This is a genomic window from Rhodobacter sp. NSM, assembly GCF_052244495.1.
Classification (GTDB): Bacteria; Pseudomonadota; Alphaproteobacteria; order Rhodobacterales; family Rhodobacteraceae; genus Cereibacter_A.
Window position 1 is genome coordinate 29,817 of record NZ_JBQPXH010000006.1, and the last position, 12,333, is coordinate 42,149.

Sequence of the window (12,333 nt, forward strand, 5' to 3'; positions counted from 1 at the left end):
GCACCGGCACGAGCCGCGGTGAGTCATGCCTCCGGCCTGAGGTTCAGGCGCGGAGCAGCGCGCGGCAGATCCTCGACCGAGAGCGGCTTCTGCGGCAGGGCGAGCCGGTTGCGCACGACCCAGATCAGGCGCTTCTCGGCACGGGTGATCGCGACATAGGCCAGCCGCTTCCACAGCGGCACTCCGGCCTCGTTCCGTCCCGCCTGCGCTGCGGCCCAGAGGTCCGGCGCGAAGACCTGCACGACCTCCCATTGCGAGCCCTGCGCCTTGTGGATCGTGACGGCCGCGCCGTGCAGGAAAGCCGCGCCCATACGCGCCGCGGAAGGGATGAAAGGCTCTTCCTCGCCCGGCCGCTCGATCTTGATGATCGACGCTGCCGAGACCTGCGGATCCTCGGCTCCCACGACATGCAGACGTGCAAAACCCTCGCGGTTGCCGGCGCCCAGATAGATCACCTGTGCGCCCTTGATCAACCCGCGCGCCTCGAGGTCGATGCGCTTCTTGCGGTGTTTCAGAGGCAGCTCGATGCCGTCGCAGATCAGTGGCTCGCCCGGAAGAAGCTCGGTCTCGGGTGCGCCCTGGGCGGCCCGGAAGGCGGTGATGAGCCGGATCCGCGTCTGGTTGCGCCAGACCAGGACCGGCGACCGGGCCATGAGATCGGCATCCACCCGTTGCGCCACCTGCACCCGCTCGTCCTGACGGGCCGCGCGCTCGACCAGATCCTCGAAGGCCTCGAAAGTCAGGTCCGGGTCAGCGAGCGCATGGGCGAGATCGAGGATCGGATTGTCCTCGGCCTGCCGGTGGATGCGGCTCAGCATCAGCTTCCGGGCATCGCCGAGCGTGTCGAAGACCATCTTGCCGGACTGCCCCACGGGGGCCAGCTGGGCCGGATCCCCGAAGAGCACAAGCGTCGGGAAGATCTCGCGCAGGTCGTCGAACTGCCGTTCGTCCAGCATCGAGGCCTCGTCCACGAAGCCCACGTCGAGCGGTTCGTCCCGCCTTTTCCAACCCTTGATGAAGTCAGAGCCGCGGAGTCCCGCCGCGGCCAGCGCACCAGGGATCGAGGCCACCTGCTCGTAGAAGGCCTTCGCCCGGTCGAGCGCCAGTTCGGACAGGCCCTCCACCTCGGGTCGCTTGCCGTTTCCGGCCAGCCATTCGGCAATCCGCTCATACTGCGGATCGTAGACCGGCGAATAGAGGATGCGGTGGATCGTGGTGGCCGGTACGCCGCGCAGGCGAAGCACGCTTGCGGCCTTGTTCGTCGGCGCGAGAACGGCAAGCGTCCGCCGTTCCTTGCGCTTCCGGCCTTCCCAATCGCCCGACACCACCTCGAGCCCCGCCTCGACCAGAGCCTTCGTCAGCGAGGCGAGCAGCATGGTCTTGCCGGACCCCGCCTTCCCCACCACTGCAAGCACCGAGGACTTGCCTTCCACCGGAACCGAAAGCGCATTGTTGGCGAGGTCGACTCCCATCCCGCGCAGCTGGTCCGCCACTCGGTCGTAGGCTTCCGCCTGATCGTCGGAGAAGGAGAGGGCCTGCATGGCGCGACCATAGCCGCAGCCTCGGGCCAAGGCCAGCACCGAGGCTCAGTTCGGCCGCGACGGCGGTTCGTCCTTCTCGGGTCCGGATGGCTGCCCACCAATCTCGGCGCGGGCCAGCCGGATCGTCTCGTCCAGCGCGGCCGCAAGCGAGACGAGCGCGTTCCTTTCTGCGTAGGTGCGCAGGTCGGTCAGCACGTCCAGTATCCAGTCGTGTTTCATTGCGGCATCGGCGCCGGAATCGCCCTTCGGACCATGTCGTTCCACCGCAAGGCGAGCGCGCAAGGCGCGTGCTGTCAACCGCGCTTTTCCTAGAAGGCGACGAAAAAGCCGCCGCAGGCTTGTTGCTGCGGCGGCGGGACACAGTCAGATCTGCTGGCGTCAGGCCGTCTTGCCTGCATCCAGAACGTCGGCGAAGGTCCGAAGGCCGGTGCGCGGCGCCTGCACCAGCACGGCCATGTTCCCCGGCTTGTGCTGGTTCTTGTACATCTTCATGTGCGCCGAGGGGATCTCGGCCCAGGGGAAGACCTCCGACATGCAGGGATCAAGGCGGCGCTCGATCATCAGCTGGTTTGCGGCCGAGGCCTGCTTGAGATTGGCGAAATGGCTGCCCTGCAGACGCTTCTGGTGCATCCACATGTAGCGGACGTCGAAGGTGCAGTTGAAGCCGGTGGTCCCCGCGCAGATCACGACCATGCCGCCCTTCTTCACCACCAGCGACGAGACCGGGAAGGTCGCCTCGCCCGGATGCTCGAACACCATGTCGACATTCACGCCCTTGCCGGTGATGTCCCAGATCGCCTTGCCGAACTTGCGCGCCTCTTTCAGCCACTCGTTGTATTCCGGCGAGTTGACCTTGGGCAGCTGCCCCCAGCACTTGAAGTCCTTGCGGTTGATGACGCCCTTGGCGCCCAGCCCCATGACGAAGTCGCGCTTGTCTTCCTCGGAGATGACGCCAATGGCGTTGGCGCCCGCCGTGTTGATGAGCTGGATCGCATAGGAGCCAAGCCCGCCCGAGGCGCCCCAGACCAGCACGTTCTGCCCCGGCTTCAGGTCATGCGGCTTGTGACCGAAGAGCATCCGGTAGGCGGTGGCGAGCGTCAGCGTGTAGCACGCGGCCTCTTCCCAGGTCAGGTGCTTCGGACGCTTCATCAGCTGCTGCGCCTGCACGCGGGTGAATTGCGCGAAGGAGCCGTCCGGCGTCTCGTAGCCCCAGATCCGCTGGGTGGGCGAGAACATGGGGTCGCCGCCGTTGCATTCCTCGTCGTCGCCGTCGTCCTGGTTGCAGTGGATCACGACCTCGTCGCCGACCTTCCAGCGCTTCACCTTGTCGCCCACCGCCCAGACGATGCCCGAGGCGTCGGAACCCGCGATGTGATAGGGCTGCTTGTGCCCGTCGAAGGGCGAGACGGGAATGCCGAGCCCCGCCCAGATCCCGTTGTAGTTCACGCCTGCCGCCATGACGAGCACCAGAACCTCGTGGCTGTCGATGGTCGGCGTCTCGACCACCTCGACCTGCATCGCCGTATCGGGCTCGCCATGCCGCTCGCGCCGGATCGCCCAGGCGTACATCTGCTTCGGCACATGGCCGAGGGGCGGCATTTCGCCGATCTCGTAGAGGTCCTTCTTGGGAGCGTCGTAGGCGACGATGTCGCTCTGCACGTCGAGGGCCATGCTTGCCTCCTGTAGGGCCGAAAGGGGCGCCGCATCGCAGAATCGGCGGCGTTAAGGGGATCAGATACGGTCGACAGAGCAAGAATGCAATAGCTGTAGGCCGTATTTTGTAATATTATGTCCGCCGCGACGCAGCGTAATGGCTGCTCGAAGATCCTGATCTCGCAGGATTTCGACAGACCGCTCCTTCTTTCGTCTGATGCGACCGAGATGATGTGCAAGTATAGCAGGTGTTGCCGGAATTTCACTGTAGGCGTTGGACGGCATCCCGTCGACTTGACCCCGGAGGTGGGACCATGCGGACCGCATGGCATCCTCTGGAGACGGCGCGTGAAGCTGGGAAATCGGGAACCGCGCCGCGTTGCGGCGAATTGACAGGGACATTATCTTTCGCGTATCCACATCCAACCGCAACTTCCTTGCCCGCCTCGTGGAGGTTTCTCGCCATGACCCAGAAGGATAGCCCCTGGCTGTTCCGCACCTACGCTGGACATTCGACGGCGAAGGCCTCGAACGCGCTCTATCGGACCAATCTCGCCAAAGGGCAGACGGGCCTGTCGGTCGCTTTCGACCTGCCGACGCAGACCGGCTACGACAGCGACCATGAGCTGGCCAGCGGAGAGGTCGGAAAGGTGGGCGTGCCGATCTGCCACCTCGGCGACATGCGCATGCTGTTCGACCAGATCCCGCTCGAGCAGATGAACACCTCGATGACGATCAACGCGACGGCACCCTGGCTGCTCGCGCTCTATATCGCGGTGGCCGAGGAGCAGGGCGCCGATGTGTCGAAGCTGCAGGGCACGGTGCAGAACGACCTGATGAAGGAATACCTCAGCCGCGGCACCTACATCTGCCCGCCGAAGCCGAGCCTCCGGATGATCACCGATGTCGCGGCCTACACGCGGGTCCACCTGCCGAAGTGGAACCCGATGAACGTCTGCTCCTATCACCTGCAGGAGGCGGGCGCGACGCCCGAGCAGGAGCTGGCCTTTGCGCTGGCCACCGGCATTGCCGTTCTCGACGACCTGCGGACCAAGGTGCCGGCCGAGCATTTTCCTGCGATGGTGGGCCGGATCTCGTTCTTCGTGAACGCCGGCATCCGCTTCGTGACCGAGATGTGCAAGATGCGCGCCTTCGTCGATCTCTGGGACGAGATCTGCCGTGACCGCTACGGCATCGAGGAAGAGAAATACCGCCGCTTCCGCTACGGGGTGCAGGTGAACTCGCTGGGCCTGACCGAGCAGCAGCCCGAAAACAACGTCTACCGCATCCTGATCGAGATGCTGGCCGTGACGCTCTCGAAGAAGGCCCGCGCGCGCGCAGTGCAGTTGCCGGCCTGGAACGAGGCGCTGGGGCTGCCCCGGCCCTGGGATCAGCAGTGGTCGCTCCGGATGCAGCAGATCCTGGCCTACGAGTCGGACCTGCTGGAATACGAGGATCTCTTCGACGGCAACCCTGCCGTGGACCGCAAGGTCGAGGCGCTGAAGGCCGGGGCCCGGGAAGAGCTTGCCCATATCGACGCGATGGGCGGGGCGATCGAGGCCATCGACTACATGAAGGCTCGCCTCGTGGAGTCGAACGCCGAGCGCATCGGCCGCGTCGAATCGGGCGAGACCGTGGTCGTCGGCGTGAACCGCTGGACCAGCGGGGCGCCCTCGCCGCTCACGACCGGGGAGGGCGCGATCATGGTCGCCGACGCGCAGGCCGAGCGCGATCAGGTCGAGCGGCTCGTGGCCTGGCGCGCGGCGCGCGACGAGGGCAAGGTCCAGGAGGCCCTCTCCGAACTGCGCCGCGCCGCCACGTCGGGCGAGAACGTCATGCCCGCCTCGATTTCCGCCGCCAAGGCCGGCGCCACCACGGGCGAATGGGCGGCCGAACTCCGCCGGGCCTTCGGCGAGTTCCGCGGCCCCACGGGTGTCTCCCGCGCACCCTCGAACCTGACGGATGGGCTCGACCCGATCCGCGAGGCGGTGCAGGCGGTCTCGGCCCGCCTCGGGAGGCCGCTCAAGTTCGTCGTCGGCAAGCCGGGCCTCGACGGCCACTCGAACGGCGCCGAGCAGATCGCGGCACGCGCCCGCGACTGCGGCATGGACATCACCTACGACGGCATACGGCTCACGCCGTCGGAGATCGTGGCCAAGGCCGTCGAGGATCAGGCCCATGTCATCGGCCTCTCGATCCTCTCGGGCTCGCACATGCCGCTGGTGACCGAGGTTCTGGCCGAGATGCGGCGCCGTGCGCTTGACGTGCCGCTGGTCGTCGGCGGCATCATCCCCGAGGAGGACGCCGAGCAACTTCGCGCGATGGGCGTCGCGGCCGTCTACACGCCCAAGGATTTCGAACTGAACCGGATCATGATGGACATCGTGGGTCTGGTGGACCGGACCGCGCTCGCCGCGGAATAGGATCCCCCGCGTCCCGGCTCTCTTGGCCGATCGGCCGGGACCACCTGAGCGCCGCGCCCGGAGGGCGCGGAGCGAGGCAAAGGGCGTGACGCCCGGCCCATCGGGCCGGGCGTCTCCGTTTGGTGATCGGCATGGCAGACCGCCGCGGAAAGAATGCTCGCCGTCGCCGGTGCCGGGGTCAGGCGAGGGACCGGCCGCATAGCCGCCCCCCGGATTGCCACCATCCGTCAGGCGTGGATTGCACCGTCGCCGCAGGCCAGTGCCGCCTCGCGCACCGCCTCGGACCAGGTCGGGTGGGCGTGGCAGGTCATGGCGAGGTCCTGCGCCGAGGCGCCGAATTCCATCGCCACGCAGACCTCGTGGATCAGGTCTCCCGCCGCCGGGCCGATGATGTGGCAGCCGAGGATACGGTCGGTCTCCTTGTCGGCCAGCAGCTTCACGAAACCTTCGGCCTGAAAGACCGCCTTGGCGCGGGCATTGCCCATGAAGGGGAACTTGCCGACCTTGTAGGCGCGGCCCTCTTCCTTCAGCGACTCCTCGGTGCGCCCGACGCTCGCCACCTCGGGCGTGGTGTAGATCACGCCCGGGATCACGCCGTAATTCACATGGCCATGCTTGCCGGCGAGGATCTCGGCCAGCGCCACGCCCTCGTCCTCGGCCTTGTGGGCGAGCATCATGCCCGGCACGCAGTCGCCGATGGCATAGATCCCCGGCACGCTGGTGCGGAAATGGTCGTCGATCTTCACGACGCCCCGCGGCAGCATCTCTACGCCCAGAGCCTCGAGCCCGAGTCCTTCGGTGAAGGGCTTGCGGCCCGTCGCCACCAGCACCGTGTCGACGGTGAGGCTCGTCTCCTTGCCGTCCTTCTTCGCGGCCCAGGTGACGGTTGCCTTTCCGTCGGCCACGGTCGCGCCTTTCACGGCTGCGCCCAGGACGAAGCTCAGCCCCTGCTTGGCGAGGATGCGCTGGGTGGTCTTGACCACCTCGGCATCCATGCCGGGCAGGATCGCCTCCATATATTCGACGACCGTCACCTTGGTCCCGAGCCGGGCATAGACCGAGCCGAGCTCGAGCCCGATGACGCCCGCGCCGATCACCACCATGGTCTCGGGGATCTTCCCGAGGCTGAGGGCGCCGGTCGAGGTCACGATCACCGTCTCGTCGGTCTCGACGCCGGGCAGGCTCGCGGGCTCGGAGCCGGTGGCGATCACGATGGACTTCGCCTCGTGCACCTCCTCGCCCACCTTCACCTTGCCCGGCTCGGGGATCGAGCCCCAGCCCTTGAGCCAGGTGATCTTGTTCTTCTTGAAGAGGAACTCGATGCCCTTGGTGTTGCCGTCGACGACCTCCTGCTTGTAGCCCTGCATCTTCGACCAGTCGACGGTCGGATGGGCGCCCATCAGGCCCATCTTCTCGAAGTTCTCGTGGACTTCATGCAGGTTGTGTGTCGCGTGCAGCAGCGCCTTCGACGGGATGCAGCCCACGTTGAGGCAGGTGCCGCCCAGCCTGTCGCGGCCCTCGACCACGGCGGTCTTCAGCCCGAGCTGCGCGCAGCGGATGGCGGAGACATAGCCGCCCGGCCCCGCACCGATGATGATGACGTCGAAACTTGCCATGATGGCCTCCGGGTTGCGAGGCGCCCTGCGGGTCCGCGGGCGGAGAGGCGGGGGGCTGTCTGCCCCCCGCGCCCCCCGAGGATACTTGGACAGAGTGAAGGCGCGCGGGAAACGGTCAGAAGAGCGCGGCGACGAGCATCGCCGCGGTTGCAAAGAAGCCGGCGGCCCAGATCACCGAGCGCCAGGGTCGCCAGCCGAGGACATAGGCCGGAATGTAGAGGATGCGGGCGAGGAGGTAGATCCAGGCCATGGTTGCGGTGAAGCCGGTGGACTGGCTGCCCAGGGTCACCACCAGGACGGCAATCGTGAAGAGGATCAGTCCCTCGAAGTGATTCGCCAGCGCGCGTTGCAGCCGGCCCGGGATCGTCGAGAGCGGCTGGTTCGGCGGCTCGTCGCGCGGGCCGGTCGTCCACTTGTAGCCGAGCTCCATGTTGGCCAGGAGCGCGAAGGGCAGGAAGGTCAGCACCTGCAGGAGACCTGCAAGGCAGAGGGCGGTGAGTTCGGCGGTCATCGTGCTCCCCGGACGCGGAGGGCCCCGGAGATGCCGGGGCCCGGGCTTGGATCAGAGGTCGAGCAGCAGGCGGCGCGGGTCTTCCAGCGCCTCCTTCACCCGGACGAGGAAGGTCACCGCGCCCTTGCCGTCGACGATGCGGTGGTCGTAGCTGAGCGCGAGATACATCATCGGACGGATCACGATCTGGCCCTTCTCGACCACAGGCCGGTCCTGGATCTTGTGCATGCCGAGGATGCCCGACTGCGGCGGGTTGAGGATCGGCGAGGACATCAGCGAGCCGTAGACGCCACCGTTCGAGATGGTGAAGCTGCCGCCCTGCATCTCGGCCATCGACAGCTTGCCGTCGCGGGCGCGCAGCCCGAGTTCGGCGATCTTCTTCTCGATCTGGGCAAAACCCATCAGGTCGGCGTCACGGACGACCGGCACCACGAGGCCCGAGGGCGTGCCCACCGCCACGCCCATGTGGACGTAGTTCTTGTAGACGATGTCCGTGCCGTCGATCTCGGCATTGACCTCGGGCACTTCCTTCAGCGCGTGACAGCAGGCCTTCACGAAGAAGGACATGAAGCCCATCTTGACGCCGTGCTTCTTCTCGAACGCGTCCTTGTATTCGTTGCGCAGCGCCATCACGCCCGACATGTCCACCTCGTTGTAGGTGGTCAGCATCGCGGCCGTGTTCTGCGCCTCCTTCAGCCGACGCGCGATGGTCTGGCGCAGGCGGGTCATCTTGACCCGCTCCTCGCGGGCGGCGTCGTCCGCCGGGACAGGTTGGCGCGGCAGTGCGGGCTGTGCGGCAGGCGCGGCAGGGGCCGAAGAGGCGGAGGCGCCGGCGGCGGCGACCGCCCGGGCCACGTCCTCCTTCATCACCCGGCCGTCGCGACCGGTGCCCTGCACCGCGTCGGACGAGAGACCGGCCTCGGCCATCGCCTTCTTCGCGGAGGGCGCATCCTCGACGTCCTTCTTCTGCGCCGGTGCCGGAGCAGCCTCGGCTTTCGGTGCCTGCGCCTTCGGAGCCTCGGCCTTCGGAGCGGCGGCGACGCCTTTCCCATCCGAAGAGATCAGCGCGAGTTTCGCGCCTGCGGCGACCGTGGTCCCTTCGGTCACGAGGATCTCGGCCAGCACGCCCGCAGCGGGCGCCGGGACTTCGACCGAGACCTTGTCGGTCTCGAGTTCGCAGAGCATCTCGTCCTGCGCCACCGTATCGCCCGGCTTCTTGAACCAGGTCGAGACCGTGGCTTCGGACACCGATTCGCCAAGGGCCGGCACCATCACGTCGATCATCTTGCTCTCTCCCGCGCCGGCCTTCGCCTCGGCGCCCCCATCTTTCCTGTCCGCGGCCGGCGGGTCGCCGGCCTCCGCCGCACCGATCTGTGCCAGCAGGGCCGCAACCGCAACGGTCGTGCCCTCAGGCGCCACGATCTCGGTCAGCCGGCCCGCGACCGGCGCATGGACCTCGACCGTCACCTTGTCGGTCTCAAGCTCGCAGAGCATCTCGTCGGCGGCGACCCGGTCTCCCGGCTTCTTGAACCAGGTGGCGACCGTCGCCTCGGAGACGCTCTCTCCCAGCGTCGGAACCCTAACTTCCGTTCCCATCATCAGCTCCCGATCGTCAGCGCGTCGTTCACCAGCGCCTCCTGTTCCGCCTTGTGGCGGCTGGCAAGGCCCGTGGCAGGCGAGGCCGAGGCAGAGCGGCCGGCATAGACCGCGCGGGTGTGTCTGGCGCCGATCCGCGTCAGCACCCATTCGAGGTTCGGCTCGACGAAGGTCCAGCCGCCCTGGTTCTTGGGCTCTTCCTGGCACCAGACGATCTCGGCGTCCTTGAAGCGGCCCAGCTCCTTCACGAGGCTCAAGGCCGGGAAGGGATAGAACTGCTCGAGGCGCATCAGGTAGACGTCGTCGATGCCCCGCTTGTCGCGCTCGGCCAGCAGGTCGTAGTAGACCTTGCCCGAGCACATCACGACGCGGCGGATCTGCTCGTCGGGTTTCAGCACGGTTTCCGAGTGACCCTTCTGCGCGTCGTCCCACAGCACCCGGTGGAAGCCCGAGCCGGTGGTGAAGTCATCGGCGTTCGAGACGCAGAGCGGGTGGCGCAGCAGCGACTTCGGCGTCATCAGGATCAGCGGCTTGCGGAAGTTCCGGTGGATCTGCCGCCGCAGGATGTGGAAGTAGTTCGCCGGCGTCGAGCAATTGGCCACGATCCAGTTGTCGTTTGCCGACATCTGGAGGAACCGTTCGAGGCGCGCCGAGGAGTGCTCGGGTCCCTGCCCCTCGAAGCCGTGCGGCAGCAGGACGACGAGGCCCGACATGCGCAGCCACTTCGACTCGCCCGAATTGATGAACTGGTCGAACATGATCTGCGCGCCGTTGGCGAAGTCGCCGAACTGCGCCTCCCACATCACCAGCGCGTTGGGTTCGGCCAGCGAATAGCCATACTCGAAGCCGAGCACGGCGTATTCCGACAGCATCGAGTCGATGACCTCGTAACGCGCCTGTCCGCTGCGGATGTTGTTCAGCGGATAGTAGCGTTCCTCGGTCGACTGGTCGATGAAGGCCGAGTGCCGCTGGCTGAAGGTGCCGCGGGTGCAGTCCTGCCCCGAGAGCCGCACGGGATATCCCTCGACCACGAACGAGCCGAAGGCCAGCGCCTCGCCCGTCGCCCAGTCGAAGCCCTGCCCGGACTCGAACATCTGCTTCTTGGCCTCGAGCTGGCGGCCGACCGTCTTGTGCAGGTCAAACCCATCGGGCACACGCGTCAGCGCCTGTCCGATCTCCGCGAGCGTCTCGTGCGAGATCGAGGTGCGGCCGGGCTGGTATTCCTCGCCATGGCGGTCGATGTGCTTCCAGCGGCCGTCCAGCCAGTCGGCCTTGTTCGGCTTGAAGTCCTTCCCGGCCTCGAACTCCTCGTTGAGCCTCGCCTGGAAGGCAGCCTTCATGTCCTCGATCTCGCCCTCGGGGATCAGGCCGTCCTGCACCAGACGCTCGGTGTAGAGCTGGAGCGTCGTCTTGTGCTTCTTGATCGAGGTATACATCGAGGGGTTGGTGAACATCGGTTCATCCCCCTCGTTGTGGCCGAAGCGGCGGTAGCAGAAGATGTCGATCACGACGTCCTTGTGGAACTTCTGCCGGAACTCGGTCGCCACCTTGGCCGCGTGGACCACCGCCTCGGGATCGTCGCCATTCACGTGGAAGATCGGCGCCTCCACCATCAGCGCGATATCGGTCGGATAGGGGGACGAGCGCGAGAAGGATGGCGCGGTGGTGAAGCCGATCTGGTTGTTCACGACGATGTGGATCGTGCCGCCGGTGCGGTGGCCGACAAGACCTGACAGGCCAAAGCACTCCGCAACGACGCCCTGCCCCGCGAAGGCCGCATCGCCGTGCAGCAGGATCGGCAGCACCGTATGGCGGGTCTTGTCGCCCGCCTGCTCCTGCTTGGCGCGGACCTTGCCCAGAACGACGGGGTTCACCGCCTCGAGGTGCGAGGGGTTGGCCGTCAGGGACAGGTGGACGATATTGCCGTCGAACTCGCGGTCGGACGAGGCGCCGAGGTGATATTTCACGTCGCCCGATCCATCGACTTCCTCGGGCTTGAAGCTGCCGCCCTGGAACTCGTTGAAGATCGCGCGATAGGGCTTGGCCATCACATTGGCGAGCACCGAGAGGCGGCCGCGGTGCGGCATACCCACGACGACTTCCTGCACGCCAAGGGCGCCGCCCCGCTTGATGATCTGTTCCATCGCCGGGATCAGCGCCTCGCCCCCGTCGAGACCGAAGCGCTTCGTGCCCATGTATTTGACGTGGAGGAACTTCTCGAAGCCCTCGGCCTCGACCAGCTTGTTCAGGATCGCGCGCCGGCCCTCGCGGGTGAAGTGGATCTCCTTGCCGTAACCCTCGATCCGCTCCTTGAGCCAGGCCGCTTGCTCGGGATCCGAGATGTGCATGTACTGCAGTGCGAAAGTGCCGCAGTAGGTGCGCTTGACCATGTCCACGATCTGTCGCATCGAGGCGACCTGAAGACCGAGCACGTTGTCGATGAAAATCGGCCGGTCCATGTCCGCTTCGGTGAAGCCGTAGGACCTGGGGTCGAGTTCGGGGTGGTTCGAGGTGTTGCGCATGCCGAGCGGATCGAGGTCGGCGGCCAGATGGCCGCGGATCCGGTAGGCCCGGATGATCATCAGCGCCCGGATGGAGTCGAGCACCGCCCGCTGCACCTGGGCGTCGGTGAGGCTCACGCCCTTCTCGGCGGCCTTGGCCTGGATCTTCTCGGCGACGCCCTTGGCCTCCTTTGGCGCGGGTGCCGCGGGCCACTGGCCGGTCAGCGCGGCCGTCAGATCGTCGGAGGGCATCGGCGGCCAGTCGGCGCGCGCCCAGGACGGTCCATGTGCCTGACGCTTCGCGTCAAGTTCGCTGTCGCCCATCGAACGGAACAACTCCGCCCAGCCCGCATCGACGGAGGCGGGATCTTCGGCATAACGTGCCTGCAACTGGTCAATGTACTCGGCGTTCTGCCCCTGGAGGAACGAGGAGGCATGGAACTGCGCGTTCGGAGACTGTTCCGTCATGGCTGCACCTGACATCTGATTGGG

At 66.6% G+C, this 12,333-nt stretch carries 8 protein-coding genes; 1 reads left to right on the forward strand and 7 read right to left on the reverse strand.

Going from position 1 to position 12,333, the window contains the following annotated elements:
• Positions 1–23: 23 nt before the first annotated feature.
• From ACTVZP_RS13305 to ccrA, 3 genes are all read right to left on the reverse strand, one after another.
• The gene (locus tag ACTVZP_RS13305) at positions 24–1,541 is read right to left on the reverse strand and encodes an ATP-dependent DNA helicase (protein WP_443212806.1); all 1,518 of its coding nucleotides are present in this window, start codon (positions 1,539–1,541) and stop codon (positions 24–26) included.
• 45 nt (positions 1,542–1,586) lie between these two features.
• The gene (locus ACTVZP_RS13310) at positions 1,587–1,760 is read right to left on the reverse strand and encodes a hypothetical protein (RefSeq protein WP_443212633.1); all 174 of its coding nucleotides are present in this window, start codon (positions 1,758–1,760) and stop codon (positions 1,587–1,589) included.
• A gap of 159 nt (positions 1,761–1,919) precedes the next feature.
• Positions 1,920–3,212, reverse strand: coding sequence for a crotonyl-CoA carboxylase/reductase (gene ccrA, locus ACTVZP_RS13315; protein ID WP_443212634.1), 1,293 nt, complete (start codon positions 3,210–3,212; stop codon positions 1,920–1,922).
• A gap of 419 nt (positions 3,213–3,631) precedes the next feature.
• On the opposite strand from ccrA, the gene ACTVZP_RS13320 reads away from it, so the two are divergent.
• Positions 3,632–5,617: a protein meaA gene (locus tag ACTVZP_RS13320; protein ID WP_443212635.1), complete on the forward strand. Its 1,986-nt coding sequence runs from the start codon at positions 3,632–3,634 to the stop codon at positions 5,615–5,617.
• Between the two features lie 227 nt (positions 5,618–5,844).
• On the opposite strand, the gene lpdA is transcribed toward ACTVZP_RS13320, so the two are convergent.
• The 4 genes from lpdA to ACTVZP_RS13340 form a co-directional block, all read right to left on the reverse strand.
• Complete coding sequence (lpdA, locus tag ACTVZP_RS13325) at positions 5,845–7,233, reverse strand: dihydrolipoyl dehydrogenase (protein ID WP_443212636.1); 1,389 nt, start codon at positions 7,231–7,233, stop codon at positions 5,845–5,847.
• Positions 7,234–7,348: 115 nt separating this feature from the next.
• A complete protein-coding gene (locus ACTVZP_RS13330) occupies positions 7,349–7,744 on the reverse strand; it encodes an MAPEG family protein (RefSeq protein ID WP_443212637.1) in 396 nt (131 codons plus the stop codon).
• A gap of 51 nt (positions 7,745–7,795) precedes the next feature.
• Positions 7,796–9,340 (reverse strand): 2-oxoglutarate dehydrogenase complex dihydrolipoyllysine-residue succinyltransferase, encoded by a 1,545-nt coding sequence (gene odhB, locus ACTVZP_RS13335; protein ID WP_443212638.1) that lies wholly within the window; start codon positions 9,338–9,340, stop codon positions 7,796–7,798.
• A gap of 2 nt (positions 9,341–9,342) precedes the next feature.
• On the reverse strand, positions 9,343–12,309 hold the full coding sequence (locus tag ACTVZP_RS13340; protein ID WP_443212640.1) for a 2-oxoglutarate dehydrogenase E1 component: 2,967 nt from the start codon (positions 12,307–12,309) through the stop codon (positions 9,343–9,345).
• Positions 12,310–12,333 lie beyond the last annotated feature (24 nt).